The sequence below is a fragment of the Methyloversatilis sp. genome (genome assembly GCF_965284615.1).
In the GTDB taxonomy this organism is placed as follows: domain Bacteria; phylum Pseudomonadota; class Gammaproteobacteria; order Burkholderiales; family Rhodocyclaceae; genus Methyloversatilis.
The window spans coordinates 3,043,949-3,061,063 of sequence record NZ_OZ260098.1 but is presented as its reverse complement, the minus strand read 5'-3'; the positions used below and the strand labels follow the sequence as shown (position 1 = coordinate 3,061,063).

General features: G+C 64.4%; 13 protein-coding genes and 2 pseudogenes. 14 read left to right on the top strand and 1 reads right to left on the bottom strand.

Features of this window, described 5'->3' with window-relative positions; translation table 11 throughout:
* The first annotated feature begins 43 nt into the window (after positions 1 to 43).
* The 3 genes and pseudogenes from carA (at position 44) to greA (ending at position 4,962) form a co-directional block, all read left to right on the top strand.
* On the top strand, positions 44 to 1,186 hold the full coding sequence (gene carA, locus ACQ66H_RS14520; protein WP_430434596.1) for a glutamine-hydrolyzing carbamoyl-phosphate synthase small subunit: 1,143 nt from the start codon (positions 44 to 46) through the stop codon (positions 1,184 to 1,186).
* An 82-nt stretch (positions 1,187 to 1,268) separates the two neighbouring features.
* A pseudogene (carB, locus tag ACQ66H_RS14515) lies at positions 1,269 to 4,483 on the top strand (carbamoyl-phosphate synthase large subunit).
* A gap of 5 nt (positions 4,484 to 4,488) precedes the next feature.
* On the top strand, positions 4,489 to 4,962 hold the full coding sequence (gene greA, locus ACQ66H_RS14510; RefSeq protein WP_020165293.1) for a transcription elongation factor GreA: 474 nt from the start codon (positions 4,489 to 4,491) through the stop codon (positions 4,960 to 4,962).
* A gap of 15 nt (positions 4,963 to 4,977) precedes the next feature.
* On the opposite strand, the gene ACQ66H_RS14505 is transcribed toward greA, so the two are convergent.
* A complete protein-coding gene (locus tag ACQ66H_RS14505; protein WP_430434595.1) occupies positions 4,978 to 5,430 on the bottom strand; it encodes a YhbY family RNA-binding protein in 453 nt (150 codons plus the stop codon).
* Between the two features lie 39 nt (positions 5,431 to 5,469).
* On the opposite strand from ACQ66H_RS14505, the pseudogene ACQ66H_RS14500 reads away from it, so the two are divergent.
* The 11 genes and pseudogenes from ACQ66H_RS14500 (at position 5,470) to secG (ending at position 17,046) form a co-directional block, all read left to right on the top strand.
* Positions 5,470 to 6,101: pseudogene (locus ACQ66H_RS14500) on the top strand (RlmE family RNA methyltransferase).
* A gap of 115 nt (positions 6,102 to 6,216) precedes the next feature.
* Positions 6,217 to 8,103, top strand: coding sequence for an ATP-dependent zinc metalloprotease FtsH (ftsH, locus tag ACQ66H_RS14495; protein WP_430434594.1), 1,887 nt, complete (start codon positions 6,217 to 6,219; stop codon positions 8,101 to 8,103).
* A gap of 61 nt (positions 8,104 to 8,164) precedes the next feature.
* Entirely contained in the window at positions 8,165 to 9,007 is an 843-nt protein-coding gene (folP, locus tag ACQ66H_RS14490; RefSeq protein ID WP_430434593.1) for a dihydropteroate synthase, read from the top strand.
* A gap of 17 nt (positions 9,008 to 9,024) precedes the next feature.
* Positions 9,025 to 10,380, top strand: a complete 1,356-nt coding sequence (gene glmM, locus ACQ66H_RS14485) for a phosphoglucosamine mutase (protein WP_430434592.1) — start codon at positions 9,025 to 9,027, stop codon at positions 10,378 to 10,380.
* Positions 10,381 to 10,508: 128 nt separating this feature from the next.
* The gene (locus ACQ66H_RS14480; RefSeq protein WP_430435647.1) at positions 10,509 to 11,780 is read left to right on the top strand and encodes an O-acetylhomoserine aminocarboxypropyltransferase/cysteine synthase family protein; all 1,272 of its coding nucleotides are present in this window, start codon (positions 10,509 to 10,511) and stop codon (positions 11,778 to 11,780) included.
* Positions 11,781 to 11,894: 114 nt separating this feature from the next.
* Complete coding sequence (locus ACQ66H_RS14475) at positions 11,895 to 12,896, top strand: PstS family phosphate ABC transporter substrate-binding protein (RefSeq protein WP_020165287.1); 1,002 nt, start codon at positions 11,895 to 11,897, stop codon at positions 12,894 to 12,896.
* A gap of 93 nt (positions 12,897 to 12,989) precedes the next feature.
* Positions 12,990 to 13,946 (top strand): phosphate ABC transporter permease subunit PstC, encoded by a 957-nt coding sequence (gene pstC / locus ACQ66H_RS14470; RefSeq protein WP_430434591.1) that lies wholly within the window; start codon positions 12,990 to 12,992, stop codon positions 13,944 to 13,946.
* Positions 13,947 to 13,949: 3 nt separating this feature from the next.
* Entirely contained in the window at positions 13,950 to 14,873 is a 924-nt protein-coding gene (pstA, locus tag ACQ66H_RS14465) for a phosphate ABC transporter permease PstA (protein WP_430434590.1), read from the top strand.
* 43 nt (positions 14,874 to 14,916) lie between these two features.
* Positions 14,917 to 15,702, top strand: a complete 786-nt coding sequence (gene pstB / locus ACQ66H_RS14460; protein WP_430434589.1) for a phosphate ABC transporter ATP-binding protein PstB — start codon at positions 14,917 to 14,919, stop codon at positions 15,700 to 15,702.
* 213 nt (positions 15,703 to 15,915) lie between these two features.
* Positions 15,916 to 16,665 (top strand): triose-phosphate isomerase, encoded by a 750-nt coding sequence (tpiA, locus tag ACQ66H_RS14455; protein ID WP_430434588.1) that lies wholly within the window; start codon positions 15,916 to 15,918, stop codon positions 16,663 to 16,665.
* 9 nt (positions 16,666 to 16,674) lie between these two features.
* Positions 16,675 to 17,046 carry a preprotein translocase subunit SecG gene (gene secG / locus ACQ66H_RS14450; protein WP_019917520.1) on the top strand — a complete coding sequence of 124 codons (372 nt, stop codon included), beginning with the start codon at positions 16,675 to 16,677 and terminating at the stop codon, positions 17,044 to 17,046.
* Positions 17,047 to 17,115 lie beyond the last annotated feature (69 nt).

Genomic DNA, 17,115 nt, shown 5'->3' with positions numbered 1-17,115 from the left:
CGCGCGCCGCCGTCCCCCGATCAAGAAATTCAGGAGTTACTACGTGTCCGCCCATGCGCCCGCGCTGCTCGCACTCGCCGATGGATCGGTCTTTCACGGCAAAAGCATAGGGGCGGAAACGGTCACGACCGGCGAAGTGGTGTTCAACACGGCACTCACCGGCTATCAGGAAATCCTGACCGATCCGAGCTATACCCGCCAGATCGTCACGCTGACCTATCCGCACATCGGCAATACCGGCGTCAATGTCGAGGACGTCGAAGCCGGCCGCGTGTTCGCTGCCGGCCTCGTCATCCGCGACCTGCCGCTGCGCTCGTCCAACTTCCGCAGTCATCAGACGCTGGATGCCTACCTGCGCGAGCAGGGCATTCCTGGCATCGCCAATATAGATACCCGCAAGCTCACCCGCCTGCTGCGCGAAAAGGGTGCGCAGAGCGCCTGTCTGATGGCCGGCAAGGTCAACGCCGCCGAAGCGGTGGCCAAGGCGCGCGAATTCGCCGGCCTCGCAGGCATGGACCTGGCCAAGGTGGTCAGCGCGACCGCGCCCTACGAATGGACCGAGGGCGAGTGGCAACTCGGCCGGGGCTTCGTCAAGCCGGACGCCACGCCTTTCCACGTCGTCGCCTACGATTTCGGCGTCAAGCGCAACATCCTGCGCATGCTGGCCAGCCGCGGCTGCCGCCTGACCGTGGTGCCGGCGCAGACGCCGGCCGAGAAGGTGCTGGCGATGAATCCGGACGGCGTGTTCCTGTCCAACGGCCCCGGCGACCCGGAGCCCTGCGACTACGCGATTGCCGCGATCCGCACCTTCCTCGACCGCAGGATTCCGACCTTCGGCATCTGTCTCGGTCACCAGCTGATGGGCTTGGCTGCGGGTGCAAAGACGCTGAAGATGAAGTTCGGCCACCACGGCGCCAACCACCCGGTCAAGGACAACGATTCCGGCCGTGTGCTGATCACCAGCCAGAACCACGGCTTCGCGGTCGATCCGGCCACGCTGCCGGCCAATGTGCGGGTCACCCACGTGTCGCTTTTCGACGGCAGCCTGCAGGGCATGGCCTGGACCGACCGGCCGGCCTTCTGCTTCCAGGGCCACCCGGAAGCCAGCCCCGGCCCGCACGACGTGGCCTACCTGTTTGATCGATTCGTGAAGATGATGGAGGAGGGGCTAGGGAAGAGGGGCTAGGGGCTAGAGAGCATGCGGCGGCGAAGCCGCCGTGATGTTTCCCCCAGTCCCTGATCCCTAGTCCCTGACCCCTCAAAGACAAATGCCCAAACGTACAGACATCCAATCCATCCTGATCATCGGCGCCGGTCCCATCGTGATCGGCCAGGCCTGCGAGTTCGATTACTCCGGCGCCCAGGCCTGCAAGGCGCTGCGTGAAGAGGGTTACCGCGTCGTGCTGGTGAATTCCAACCCGGCCACGATCATGACCGACCCCGGCATGGCCGACGTGACCTACATCGAGCCGATAACCTGGCAGATGGTCGAGAAGATCATCGAAAAGGAACGCCCGGACGCGCTGCTGCCCACCATGGGCGGCCAGACCGCGCTGAACTGCGCGCTCGACCTGGCCCGCCACGGTGTGCTCGACAAGTACAAGGTCGAACTGATCGGCGCCAAGCAGGAAGCGATCGACAAGGCCGAGGACCGCGAGAAGTTCAAGCAGGCGATGACCAAGATCGGCCTCGGTTCGGCCCGTTCCGGCATCGCCCACTCGATGGAAGAGGCGCTGCAGGTGCAGGCCAGCATCGGCTTCCCGGCCATCATCCGCCCGTCCTTCACGATGGGCGGCAGCGGTGGCGGCATCGCCTACAACCACGAGGAATTCGTCGAGATCTGCAAGCGCGGTCTCGAGGCGTCGCCGACCAGCGAACTGCTGATCGAGGAGTCGCTGCTGGGTTGGAAGGAATACGAGATGGAAGTCGTGCGCGACAGCGCCGACAACTGCATCATCGTCTGTTCGATCGAGAACCTCGACCCGATGGGCGTGCACACCGGTGACTCGATCACCGTGGCACCGGCGCAGACGCTGACCGACCGCGAATACCAGATCATGCGCAATGCCTCGATCGCGGTGCTGCGCGAGATCGGCGTCGATACCGGCGGCTCCAACGTGCAGTTCTCGATCAACCCGGCCGACGGCCGCATGATCGTGATCGAAATGAATCCGCGCGTGTCGCGTTCGTCGGCGCTGGCGTCCAAGGCGACCGGCTTCCCGATCGCCAAGATCGCCGCCAAGCTGGCCGTGGGTTTCACGCTGGACGAACTGAAGAACGACATCACCGGCGGCGCCACGCCGGCGTCCTTCGAGCCGTCGATCGACTACGTGGTCACCAAGATTCCGCGTTTCGCCTTCGAGAAGTTCCCGCAGGCCAACGACCGCCTGACGACGCAGATGAAGTCGGTGGGCGAAGTGATGGCCATGGGCCGCAGCTTCCAGGAATCGATGCAGAAGGCGCTGCGCGGCCTCGAAGTCGGCGTCTATGGCTTCGACGAGATCGAGACCGACCAGGACGAGATGGAGCGCGAACTGGCGCTGCCCGGTCCGCAGCGCATCTGGTACGTCGGCCAGGCCTTCCGCAACGGCATGAGCCTGGACGAGGTGCATCAGCTGACCAAGATCGATCCGTGGTTCCTGGCGCAGATCGAGGACATCATCCTGACCGAGCGCGCCTTCTTCGGTCGCAGCCTGAAGAGCGTCGATGCCGCGACCATGCGCGATCTGAAGCGCAAGGGCTTTGCCGACCGTCGCCTGGCGCGTCTGTTCCAGTGCGACGAAACCGCGCTGCGTCTGCACCGCCAGACCCTCGGCGTGCGTCCGGTGTTCAAGCGGGTCGATACCTGCGCCGCCGAGTTCGCCACCGACACCGCCTACATGTACTCCAGCTATGAAGACGAGTGCGAAGCCAATCCGACCTCGGCACGCAAGATCATGGTGCTGGGCGGCGGTCCGAACCGCATCGGCCAGGGCATCGAATTCGACTACTGCTGCGTGCACGCGGCCCTCGCACTGCGCGAGGACGGGTTCGAAACCATCATGGTCAACTGCAACCCGGAAACCGTGTCACCGACTACGACACCTCCGATCGCCTCTACTTCGAACCGCTGACGCTGGAAGACGTGCTCGAAATCGTCGCCATCGAAAAGCCGGTCGGGGTCATCGTGCAGTTCGGCGGCCAGACGCCGCTGAAGCTGGCGCGCGACCTGGAGGCCAACGGCGTGCCCATCATCGGCACCACGCCGGACATGATCGACGCAGCGGAGGACCGCGAGCGCTTCCAGAAGCTGCTGAACGACCTCGGCCTGAAGCAGCCGCCCAACCGCACCGCGCGTGCGGAAGACCAGGCGGTGCGCCTGGCGGCCGAAATCGGCTACCCGCTGGTGGTGCGCCCGAGCTACGTGCTGGGCGGCCGCGCGATGGAAATCGTCCATCAGCAGTCCGACCTCGAGCGCTACATGCGCGAGGCGGTCAAGGTGAGCAACGACTCGCCGGTGCTGCTGGACCGTTTCCTGAACGACGCCACCGAAGTGGACGTCGATGCCTTCTCCGATGGCCAGCAGGTGATCATCGGCGGCATCATGGAACACATCGAACAGGCCGGCGTGCACTCTGGCGACTCCGCCTGCTCGCTGCCGCCGTTCTCGCTGACGCCGGAACTGTGCGACGAACTGCGCCGCCAGACCGAACTGATGGCGCGCGGCCTGAACGTGGTCGGCCTGATGAACGTGCAGTTCGCGATCCAGCGCGACGCCTCGGGCGACACCGTGTATGTGCTCGAAGTGAACCCGCGTGCTTCGCGCACCGTGCCCTTCGTGTCCAAAGCCTGCGGCCTGCCGCTGGCCAAGATCGCCGCGCGCTGCATGGCTGGTCGCTCGCTGGCCGACCAGGGCGTGACGCACGAAGTCGTGCCGCCTTACTTCTCGGTCAAGGAAGCGGTGTTCCCCTTCGTGAAATTCCCCGGCGTGGACACCATCCTCGGTCCGGAAATGAAGTCCACCGGCGAAGTGATGGGTGTCGGTCGCACCTTCGGCGAAGCTTTCGTGAAGAGTCAGCTCGCCGCCGGCGTGCGGCTGCCGACCGGCGGTCGCGCCTTCATCTCGGTCAAACCGGCCGACAAGGCCAAGGCGATCGAGGTCGCGCGCGAGCTGCACGAACTGGGCTTTACGTTGGTCGCCACCCGCGGCACCGCGGCAGCCATCGCCGCCGCCGGTTTGCCGGTCACCCCGGTGAACAAGGTGAATGAGGGCCGTCCGCATATCGTGGACATGATCAAAAACGATGAAATCACCTTCATCGTCAATACGGTGGACGAAAAGCGCAGCGCCATCAACGATTCGCGCTCGATCCGCACCAGCGCGCTCGCCAGCCGCGTCACGCTGTTCACCACCGTCGAAGGCGCGCGTGCCGCTTGTGCAGGCATGCGCATTTCCGAACTCGAAACCTATGCGCTGCAGGCCCTGCATGCGCAGATCAACTGAACGATATGAGCGTACCTCTTACCGTCAACGGTGCCGAAAAGCTCAAGGCCGAGCTGCACCGACTGAAAACCGTGGATCGTCCCAACGTCATTGCCGCGATCGCCGAAGCGCGCTCGCACGGCGATCTGTCCGAGAACGCCGAGTACGATGCGGCGAAGGAGCGTCAGGGTTTCATCGAAGGCCGGATTGCCGAAGTCGAAGGCAAGCTTTCGAACGCCCAGATCATCGATCCGAAGGCGCTCGACGCCGACGGCCGCATCGTGTTTGGTGCAACCGTCGATCTGGAAGACGTGGAAGCCGGCAAGCCGGTGACCTACCAGATCGTCGGGGACGACGAGGCAGATCTGAAGGCGGGCATGATTTCGGTGAATTCGCCGATCGCGCGTGCACTGATCGGCAAGTACGCCGGCGACGTGGCCGAAGTGCAGGCCCCGGGCGGCATCCGCGAGTACGAAATCGTGGACGTGCGCTACGTCTGAGCGCAGCGCGGAGGCTTAGCGCGTCGGGCGGGCGCGTGGCCTGAGCGGCTTCGTGCTGTTACGGGCGACGCCGCGGCGATTGGCCACCGGCTTGGCCGGCGCACTGCGCGTCGGCACCGGCTTGCCGGGCTTGGCGGCCGAGGTCTTGGCAGCGCTCTTGCGCACCGGCTTCACCGGTTCGGCCGGCACGTGCAGTTCGGGGTTGGGGCGGTACAGCACCAGGATATTGCCGATGCGCTGCACCGGCGCGGCACCCAGCGTTTCGCAGGTTTCCGCCAGCCAGGCGTCACGCTGTTCACGGTCTGCGTCGAACACGCGTACCTTTATCAGTTCGTGCGACTTGAGCGCCAGTTCGATTTCCTTCAGTACCGCAGCGGTCAAGCCGTTCTGCGCGATCATCACGACCGGCTTCAGCGGGTGGGCTTGCGCGCGCAGCGCGCGGCGTTCATCGGGAGTCAGGGTCAACATGGCGTTCTTCCAGAAAGGCGCGCAAGTCTAAGCTAAGTCATGGCCAAGAACAAAACCAGCCGCCAGTGGGTACACGACCACATCAACGACCCTTATGTAAAGCAGGCGCAGGCGCAGGGCTTTCGCTCGCGTGCCGCGTTCAAGCTGATGCAGATCGACGACAAGGACCGTCTGCTCGGCCCGGGCAAGGTGGTGGTGGACCTCGGCAGCACGCCCGGCGGCTGGTCGCAGGTGGCGTCGAAGAAGGTCGGTGCGGCCGGCAGGGTGGTGGCGATAGACCTGTTGCCGATGGAGCCGGTGCACGGCGTGCATTTCATCCTCGGCGATTTCCGTGAGGACGAGCCGCTGGCCGAACTGGTGGAATCGCTGGAGGGTCGTCGGGTGACCTTGTTTTGTCCGATATGGCCCCCAACCTCTCCGGAATCGCGGTCACCGATCAGGCGAGATCCATACATCTGCTCGAACTGGCGCTCGAATTCGCACGCGAACACCTCAAGAGCGGCGGTGACATGCTCGTAAAAGTGTTTCAGGGCTCGGGTTTCGACGAGCTCAGACGCGAAATGGAACAACTTTTCACGTCGGTGGCCGTGCGCAAACCCGACAGTTCCCGCGACCGCAGTGCAGAGGTGTATCTTCTGTGTCGTGGCAGGCGTGGAGAGCCTGCCGCGTGACATTCAGGCGCGGGCGCGGAACATACGCGGCCGATTCCGGTCTGTCGGTGGTCGCTTCGTGATGTTGCATTGATCGGACCGGTCAATACGGTTCCGGGAATACAGAGGAAATGCCTTGAACAACATGTTCAAAAATCTTGCGATCTGGCTTGTGATCGGCATCGTGCTGATGACGGTATTCAACCAGTTCAATCAGCGCCAGGCCACGCAAGGCATGGTCGAGTATTCGGAATTCCTCGAAGAGGTGAAGGCCGGCCGGATCACCAAGGTCGAAATCCAGGGCCGTTCGCTGAACGCCCAGACCGCCGACGGCAAGCGCATCACCTCCTACGCACCGCCGCAGGACATCTGGCTGATCAGCGACCTGCTGAAGAGCAATGTCAAGGTGGTCGCCAAGCCGGAAGAGGAACAGAGCTTCCTGATGAGCATCTTCGTGTCGTGGTTCCCGATGCTGCTGCTGATCGGCGTCTGGATCTTCTTCATGCGCCAGATGCAGGGTGGCGGCCGTGGTGGCGCCTTCTCCTTCGGCAAGTCCAAGGCGCGCATGCTGGACGAGTCCACCAATACCGTCACTTTCGCCGACGTCGCCGGTTGCGACGAGGCGAAGGAAGAGGTGGCTGAACTGGTCGAGTTCCTGCGCGATCCGTCCAAGTTCCAGAAGCTCGGGGGGCGGATTCCGAAGGGCGTGCTGATGGTCGGCTCGCCGGGTACCGGCAAGACACTGCTGGCCAAGGCCATTGCTGGCGAAGCCAAGGTGCCGTTCTTCTCGATTTCGGGTTCCGATTTCGTCGAAATGTTCGTCGGCGTCGGCGCGGCCCGCGTGCGCGACATGTTCGAACAGGCCAAGAAGCAGGCGCCCTGCATCATCTTCATCGATGAAATCGACGCGGTCGGCCGCCAGCGCGGTGCCGGCCTCGGCGGTGGCAACGACGAGCGCGAACAGACGCTGAACCAGCTGCTGGTCGAAATGGACGGCTTCGAAGGCCAGACCGGCATCATCGTTATTGCCGCGACCAACCGTCCGGACGTGCTCGACCCGGCGCTGCTGCGTCCGGGCCGCTTCGACCGTCAGGTTGTGGTGCCGCTGCCGGATATCCGCGGTCGCGAGCAGATCCTCGCCGTGCACATGCGCAAGGTGCCGCTGGCGCCGGACGTCAAGGCCGAAATCATCGCGCGCGGCACGCCCGGTTTCTCCGGCGCTGATCTCGCCAATCTGGTGAACGAAGCGGCGCTGTTTGCTGCGCGCGGCAACAAGCGCGTGGTCAACATGGAGGACTTCGAGCGCGCCAAGGACAAGATCATCATGGGCGCCGAACGACGCACCATGGTGATGGACGAGGAAGAGAAGAAGAACACCGCCTATCACGAGTCCGGCCACGCCATCGTCGGCATGCTGCTGCCCAAGTGCGATCCGGTACACAAGGTCACTATCATCCCGCGCGGCCGCGCGCTGGGCGTGACCATGTCGCTGCCGGAGAAGGACCGTTACAGCTACGACAAGGACTACTGCCTGCAGCTCATTTCGATGATGCTGTCCGGCCGCATCGCCGAAGAGATCTTCATGAACCAGATGACCAACGGCGCCGCCAACGACTTCCAGCGCGCGACCGACCTGGCGCGCCGGATGGTGACCCAGTGGGGCATGTCCGATGCGATGGGCCCGATGGTCTATGGCGAGGAGGAAGGCGAAGTGTTCCTCGGCCGTTCGGTCGCCACGCACCGCAACATGTCGGAAACGACGATGCAGCACGTCGATGCGGAAATCCGCAGCATCATCGACGAGCGCTACGCCGTGGCCCGCAAGCTGCTGGAAGACAACCGCGACAAGGTCGAGGCGATGACCCGGGCACTGCTGGACTTCGAAACCATCGATGCCGACCAGATCGACGACATCATGAACGATCGCCCGGTGCGACCGCCCAAGCCGACCTCGCGTCCGCCCAAGGCCTCGTCGGACGGCGGTGCGCCGGGCGCGGCAGCGAACGCCGCAGCGCCGGCCTGACACCGGCTGCACTTCAACCAACGACCGGAGGCGCTGCCTCCGGTTTTCATTTGTGACGACCATGAACACGACCTTGCACTGCGGCCCTTACCGCCTCTCGCTCGATCGCCCGCTCGTGATGGGCATCATCAACGCCACGCCCGACTCCTTTTCGGGTGACGGCATCGCCTTCGACGTCGGCCGAGCGGTCGCCCAGGCCGAGAAATTCATCGCCGACGGCGCCGACATGCTGGACATCGGCGGCGAATCGACCCGGCCGGGTTCGGACCCGGTGCCGGCGGAGGAGGAAATCCGCCGCGTCGTGCCGGTGATCGAGGCGCTGTCCGGTCTGGGCGTGCCGCTGTCCATCGACACCTGGAAGCCGGAAGTGATGCGGGCGGCACTGGCGGCCGGCGCCACGCTGGTCAATGACATCAACGGCCTGCGCGCACCCGGTGCGGTTGAGGCGGTGGCGGCCACCGATGCGGGCGTCTGCATCATGCACATGCAGGGCACGCCGCAGACCATGCAGAACGATCCCCGTTATGCCGATGTGTGCGCGGAAGTGACTGATTTCCTTCTGCAACAGGCTCGAGCCGCGGAAGATGCCGGCATCGCGCGAGAACGCATCATGCTCGACCCGGGGTTCGGCTTCGGAAAAACCTCCGAACACAACCTGACCCTGCTCAAGGGACTGCGTGCGCTGGCCGATTATGGTTATCCATTGCTCGTCGGTCTGTCGCGCAAGTCGGTGCTGGGGCGGCTGACCGGGCGACCGGTGACCGATCGGGTGGCGGCCAGCGTGGCGGCCGCGCTGGCGTCGGTCGCGCGGGGCGCGCACATGGTGCGCGTGCACGACGTCGCGGCCACCCGCGACGCGATCGCGGTCTGGCAGGTGGCGGGCATTTTCGAACACGGAAGATAGAACAGGAGACGGTGCAGATGTCGAGACGCTATTTCGGTACGGACGGCGTACGCGGTCGGGTCGGTCAGGCCCCGATCACGCCGGATTTCGTGATGCGACTCGGCTATGCTGCCGGCCGCGCGCTGGTGGCCACCGAGCATCTGCCTGCTGGTGAGCACCCGGCGGTGCTGATCGGCAAGGACACCCGGGTGTCCGGCTACATGCTCGAAGCCGCGCTGGAAGCCGGCTTTGCCGCGGCCGGTGTCAACACCGTGCTGGCCAAGGTGGTGCCCACGCCGGCCGTCGCCTACCTGACCCGCGCGCTGCGCCTGCAGGCTGGCGTCGTGATCAGCGCCTCGCACAACCCCTTCGAGGACAACGGAATCAAGTTCTTCTCCGCCCGCGGCACCAAGCTGCCGGACGAGGTCGAACTGCAGATCGAGGCACTGCTCGACGAACCGATGGGCTGCATGGAATCGTCCCGCCTCGGCAAGGCGCGGCGCATCGAGGATGCGCCCGGCCGCTACATCGAGTTCTGCAAGAGCACCTTCCCGACCGAACTGGATCTGCGCGGCCTGAAGATCGCGCTCGACTGCGCGCACGGCGCCGCCTACAGCATTGCGCCGAAGGTGTTCCACGAACTGGGTGCCGAGGTGGTGACTGTCGGCTGCAGTCCGAACGGCATGAACATCAACGACGGCGTCGGCGCCACGGTGCCGAAGTCGCTGTCCGAGGCGGTGCGCGCGACCGGCGCCGATATCGGCATCGCTCTCGACGGCGACGCAGACCGCCTGATGATGTGCGACGCCTCCGGCCGCATCTACGACGGCGACGAACTGCTCTACGTCATTGCTGCCCAGCGCCTGCGCGAAGGGCGGCTGAACGGCGTGGTCGGCACCTTGATGACCAATCTGGCACTCGAGCACGCGCTGAACGAAATGGGCGTCGGTCTGGCGCGCGCCAAGGTGGGCGACCGCTACGTGCTGGAAACGCTGCACCAGCAGGGCTGGCGCCTCGGCGGCGAGAACTCGGGCCACATCATCGATCTCGACCGCCACACCACAGGTGACGGCATCGTCGCGGCGTTGCAGGTGCTGGCCGCGCTGCGTGCGCAGGACATCAGTCTGGAGCAGGCCTGTTCCGGTCTCAAGCTCTACCCGCAGAAGCTGGTGAACGTGAAACTGCGCCCCGGTTTCGACTGGAAAAAGGCGCCCATCATCGACCAGACCCGGATCGAGGTCGAAAGCGAACTGGCGCAGCGTGGCCGCGTGCTGCTGCGTCCGTCGGGCACCGAGCCGCTGCTGCGCGTGATGGTCGAAGGTCAGGATGCCGCCGAAGTCGGCCGGCTGGCCCAGCGCCTGGCGCAGGTGGTCGAGTCGGCGATGGCCGCCTGACCGGCAGACTGCTCCCCCGAATGCCGCCACCGCATCCGCGGGGCGGCATTTTTCTTTGCTGCACCGCTTTTGTGCGTGATGCCGTCCGCGTGTAGATTTCGGCCCTCAACCCGAGGGAGGACATGAATATGCGTTTCGACACGCTCGCCATTCACGCCGGCTATTCGCCCGATCCGACCACCAAGGCGGTGGCGGTGCCGATCTACCAGACCACCAGCTACGCCTTCGACGACACCCAGCACGGGGCCGACCTGTTCGACCTCAAGGTCAAGGGCAACATCTACACCCGCATCATGAACCCGACCAGCGATGTGCTGGAACAGCGCGTCGCCGCGCTGGAGGGCGGCATTGCGGCGCTGGCGCTGGCGTCCGGCCAGGCGGCGATCACCTACGCGATCATGACCATCGCCGAGGCGGGCGACAACATCGTCGCCACGTCGGCGCTCTATGGCGGCACCTACAACCTGTTCGCGCATACGCTGCCGCAATACGGCATCGAGGTGCGTTTCGTCGATGCGGCCGACCCGGCCGCGGCGGCGGCGAAGATCGACGCGCGCACCAAGGCGGTGTTCTGCGAATCGATCGGCAACCCGCTCGGCAACGTCGTCGATTTCGCCGCCTTCGCCAAGGTTGCGCACGAGGGCGGGGTGCCGCTGATCGTCAACAACACCGTGCCGTCGCCCTATCTGACGCGGCCGATCGAGCACGGCGCCGACATCGTCGTGCATTCGCTGACCAAGTACATGGGCGGTCACGGCACCAGCATCGGCGGCATCATCGTCGATGGCGGCCGCTTCCCGTGGGCCGAGCATAAGGTGCGCTTCCGCCGGCTGAACGAGCCGGAAGTGAGCTATCACGGCGTGATCTACACCGAAGCGCTCGGGCCGGCCGCCTACATCGGTCGCGCGCGTACGGTACCGCTGCGCAATATGGGCGCGGCGATCTCGCCGTTCAACAGCTTCCTGATCATGCAGGGGCTGGAGACGCTGGCGCTGCGCATGGACCGGCACTGCGAAAACGCGACTGCGGTCGCCCGTCATCTGCAGTCGCACCCGAAGGTCGAATGGGTCAATTACGCAGGCCTGCCAGACCACCCCAGCCACGGCCTGGTGCAGCGCTACTTCGGCGGCAAGGCGTCCGGCCTGCTGACCTTCGGCGTCAAGGGCGGGCGCGACGCTGGTGCGCGCTTCCAGGACGCGCTGAAGCTGATCACCCGGCTGGTCAATATCGGCGACGCCAAATCGCTGGCCTGCCATCCGGCCTCGACCACCCATCGCCAGCTGTCGCCGGACGAACTGAAGCGCGCCGGGGTGTCGGAAGACATGGTCAGACTGTCGATCGGCATCGAGCACATCGACGACATCGTGGAGGACCTGGATCAGGCTCTGCAGGCTGTTTGACGACGGTCATAGGGTGACTGGATGAATTGTTTCACCTTCACATGGGTGTAACAAAGCATTCATAAACTGCGCTTCGTCGCATCGCAACACGACGCAACCTTACGGAGAGTCCTGATGAACGTACGCAAGATCGCCACCCTGACCGCCGCTGTCGGCGCCCTGTTTGCTTCCGCATCCGCCCTGGCAGCCCCGACGCTGGTCAAGATCGACGGTTCGAGCACCGTTTTCCCGATCACTGAAGCGGTGGCGGAAGAGTTCCAGAAGGCAAAGAAGGGCACCGTCCAGGTGACCGTGGGCATTTCCGGTACCGGCGGCGGTTTCAAGAAGTTCTGCCGCGGCGAGATCGACGTGTCGAACGCCTCGCGTCCCATCCTCGACAAGGAAATGGCTGACTGCAAGGCTGCAGGCATCAAGTACATCGAGCTGCCGGTCGCCTTCGATGCGCTGACGCTGGTGATGAACCCGAAGAACAGCTTCCTGAAGCAGATCACCGCCGCCGAGCTGAAGACCATGTGGGAACCGGCTGCTCAGGGCAAGATCCTGAAGTGGAATCAGGTCAATGCTGCCTGGCCTGACACCGGCCTGAAGCTGTTTGGCCCGGGCGCCGATTCCGGCACCTTCGACTACTTCACCGAAGCCATCGTCGGCAAGTCCAAGTCCAGCCGCGGTGACTTCACCGCGTCGGAAGACGACAACGTGCTGGTGCAGGGCGTGTCGCGTGACGCCGGCGCGCTCGGCTACTTCGGCTTCGCCTACTACGTCGAGAACAAGGACAAGCTGAAGGCGGTGCCGGTGGTCAATCCGAAGACCGGCAAGGCAGTCGAGCCGTCGCTGGAAGCGGTGATCTCGGGCGACTACCAGCCGCTGTCGCGCCCGATCTTCATCTACGTGAATGCCGCTTCGGTTGACAAGCCGGAGGTGAAGGAATTCGTCGAGTTCTACCTGAAGAACGCAGCCGCGCTGACCAAGGAAGTGAAGTACGTGCCGCTGACCGACGCGGACTACAAGCACGCGCTGGAGAACTTCACGAAGAAGAAGACCGGTACGGCCTTCGGCGGTCATTCGGAAGTGGGCGTCAAGGTGTCCGACCTGCTCAAGCGCGATCCGAAGGAGTAAGGATTCCGCTGCAAGGGCCCCGGGTTCGTCCCGGGGCTTTTTGTCATCTTCCGCCCGGCGGTGGATGGCGACCCGTAAAATGAGCGCCCCTACATGACCGCCCACGCCCAGACCATGTCAGCTCCTCCGTCAACTGCGCCCGATGCGGTCAGCGATCGCCTGCGCAAGCGCGCGTCCCGCCACGTGAAGGAAAGGGTGATCGAATTCATCCTGTTCACTGCGGCGTCGATCTCAGTCCTGACGACGATAGCCATCGTCTACATCCTGGTCAGCGAATCGCTGACGCTGTTCGAGCACGTGTCGCTGTGGGATTTCCTGACCGACACGCAATGGACCCCGCTGTTCGACGACGCGCACTACGGCATCATGGTGCTGCTGTCGGGCACGCTCACCAGTTCTTTCGTCGCGCTGGCCGTCGCGCTGCCGCTGGGCACCATCATCGCGATCTACCTGTCCGAATTCGCCTCGTTCCGGACGCGCGAAGTCGCCAAACCCATCCTCGAGCTGCTGGGTGGCGTGCCGACCATCATCTACGGCTATTTCGCGCTGATGGTGGTGACGCCGGCGCTGCAGCACCTGTTCCCTGAACTGCCCGGTTTCAGCCTGCTGTCGGCCGGTCTGGTGATGGGCATCATGATCATCCCCTACGTCAGTTCGCTGTCCGAGGACGCGATGCGCGCGGTGCCGATGAGCCTGCGCGAGGGCTCCTACGCGATGGGTGCGACGCGCCTGCAGACGGCGCTGCGCACCGTGGTGCCGGCAGCGACCTCGGGCATCGCCTCGGCCTACATCCTGGGCATTTCGCGCGCGGTCGGCGAGACGATGATTCTCGCGGTTGCGGCCGGCATGCAGCCCAACCTGACCTTCAATCCGGCCGAGCCGGGTGCAACCATCACCTCCTACATCGTGCAGGTGGCCCTCGGTGACCTGCCGCACGGCTCCATCGGTTACCAGACCATCTTCGCCGCTGGTCTGACGCTGATGCTGATGACCCTGGGCTTCAACCTGCTCGGCTATTACCTGCGCAAGCGCTTCCGCGAGGTCTATTGATCCATGAACCAACAGGACATCCAGGCCATCCGGGCCATCATCGCGCGCCACAAGCGCTGGGACATGCTGTTCGGCCTGCTCGGGCTGCTCGCGCTGATGGTCGGCGTGCTTACGCTGACCGTGCTGTTCGCCGACATGGCGATCAAGGGGGCTGCGCGCATCGACTATGACTTCCTGACCAATTTCCCGTCGCGTCGCGCCGGCAGCGCCGGCATCCTGTCGGCCTGGGTCGGCACGATACTGGTCATGCTGGTGACCGCCTTCTCGGCGGTGCCGCTGGGCGTGGCGGCCGGCATCTATCTGGAAGAGTACGCGCCGAAGAACTGGGTCACCGACATCATCGAAATCAACGTGACCAACCTCGCGGGCGTGCCGTCCATCGTGTATGGCCTGTTGGCGCTGGGCCTGTTCGTATACAAGTTCGGCTTCGGTCAGTCCATCCTGTCGGCCGGTCTGACGCTCGGCCTGCTCATCCTGCCGGTGGTCATCGTGGCGACGCGCGAATCGATCCGCGCCATCCCGCAGATGGTGCGTGAAGGCGCCTACGCCTGCGGCGCGACAACCTGGCAAACGGTGCGCGATCACATCGTGCCGTATTCGAGCGCCGGCATCCTGACCGGCGTCATCATCGGCATGGCGCGAGCCATCGGCGAAACGGCGCCCATCATCACCATCGGCGCGCTGACCTTCATCGCCTTCCTGCCGCCCGCGCCCTATTCGGAAGTCTTCCCCTATATCAATTTCGAGTGGCTGACGGCGCCTTTCACCGTGATGCCGATCCAGATGTTCAACTGGACTTCGCGCCCGGAAGCGGCCTTCCAGGTCAATGCCGCGGCGGCCGGTTTCATCCTGGTCTTCATGACGCTGGCGATGAATGGCGTCGCGATCTGGCTGCGCTACCGCCTGCGCCGCAACATCAAGTGGTAAGCCGATCGTCCGCACCGCATACAACCTTCTAGAGAATCCGACCATGACCACTGCGATCGATGTGCGCTCCGCTGCCAAGGCCGAAGTCAAGAACCTGAATTTTCACTACGGTGCCTTCCATGCGCTGAAGGGCATCAACATGCCGGTGCATGAAAAGAAGGTGACGGCGCTGATCGGCCCGTCGGGCTGCGGCAAGTCTACGCTGCTGCGCTGTTTCAACCGCATGCACGACCTGTATCCGGGCAACCGCTACGACGGCAAGATCCTGCTGCACCCGGACAACACCAATCTGCTCGACGACAACGTCGATCCGATCGAGGTGCGCATGCGCATCAGCATGGTGTTCCAGAAGCCCAATCCCTTCCCCAAGTCGATTTACGAGAACGTGGCTTACGGCCTGCGTGTGCGTGGCGAGAAGCGTCGCTCGGTGATCGACGAGCGGGTGGAGCAGGCGCTGCGCGGTGCGGCGCTGTGGGACGAAGTGAAGAACCGGCTGAACGAGCTGGGCGCCAATCTGTCCGGCGGTCAGCAGCAGCGCCTGTGCATCGCGCGCGCGCTGGCCACCGACCCGGAGATCATCCTGTTCGACGAGCCGACTTCGGCGCTCGACCCGATCGCCACCGCCAGCATCGAGGAACTGGTGACCGAACTGAAGGACAAGGTGACCATCCTGATCGTCACCCACAACATGCAGCAGGCAGCGCGGGTATCCGACTACACCGCATACATGTACATGGGTGAGCTGGTCGAGTTCGGCCTGACCGACCAGATCTTCATCAAGCCGCAGAAGAAGGAAACCGAGGACTACATCACCGGCCGCTTCGGCTGATGTTCCGATGCGCCCAGCTCCGCGTTGGGCCTCCTGACCTGACAGACAGTCAGCCAGCGTCGGCCCGCCTTGATCCGGACGCATCGGGATTTGCGCGCGGCCCGCGATTCAATAGCAACAGGCCCTAGCCCCGCTGTCTGCCGAGCCCCGGATTTTTGCGCTGCGATGCGCTAGAATCCGGGGTTTTGCTTTTGGCGCGCGAGCGTTTTGGCGATGCGAAAACTGGTCGTAGGCAACTGGAAGATGCATGGCGGGCTGGACGCCAATGCGGCGCTGCTCGGTGCGCTGCGCGAGGCAGGCGGGCAGGGATGTCCGTCGGCGGTGTGCGTGCCCTTCCCCTATCTGCAGCAGGCGAAGTCGCTGCTCGAAGGTTCGGCCATTGCGTGGGGCGCACAGGATCTGAGCGAGCACGCGGTCGGCGCCTATACCGGAGAAGTGTCCGGTGCGATGCTGAACGACTTCGGATGTCGTTACGTCATCGTCGGTCACTCTGAACGGCGCGCGCTGTTCGGCGATACCGACGAGCGTGTCGCCGCCAAGGTTGACGCGGCGCTCGCAGTCAAGCTGCAGCCCATCCTGTGCGTCGGCGAAACGCTGGACGAACGCGAGGGCGGGGTGACCGAAGCCGTGGTCGAGCGTCAGCTCAAGGCAGTGTTCGAGCGCGGTGGCGCAGCGGCGCTGGCTGCCTGCGTGATTGCCTACGAACCGGTGTGGGCCATCGGCACTGGCAAGACGGCGACACCAGCGCAGGCGCAGGCGGTGCATGCCTTCATCCGCGGGCGACTGGCTGCATGGTGCGGTGCCGACGTCGCCGTGCGCACGACGATTCTTTACGGCGGCAGTGTCAAGCCGCAGAACGCCGCCGAGCTTTTCGGTCAGGCGGATATCGATGGTGGACTTATTGGCGGTGCGTCGCTGGTGGCCGGGGATTTCCTCGCCATCGTGGCCGCTGCAGCATCCTGAGGTGATTTGATGGGTATCGTTTTTTCGCTTGTGCTGTCGGTCCACGTGCTGGTCGGCATCGGTGTCATCGTTCTCGTGCTGCTGCAGCATGGCAAGGGCGCCGACATGGGTGCCGCCTTCGGCAGCGGTGCTTCGGGCAGCCTGTTCGGTTCGTCCGGTTCGGCGAACTTCCTCAGCCGCACGACCGCTGCGCTGGCAGCCGTGTTCTTCTGCACCAGTCTCGCGCTGAGCTATATGGCGACCAATCAGCCGAAGTCGGGTGCCAGTTCGGTCATCGATGCGGCCAAGACTGTCACCGTTCCCGCTACACCTGATGCACCGCAGCAACCGGCTGCAACGCCCGCCCAGCCTGATTCCAAGGCGGCGGATATTCCCAAGTAAGTCCGCATTCATCGTGAAACGCGCTATACTCCGCGCGTTTCACGCTGCAGTGCAACGTGGTGCGCAGCC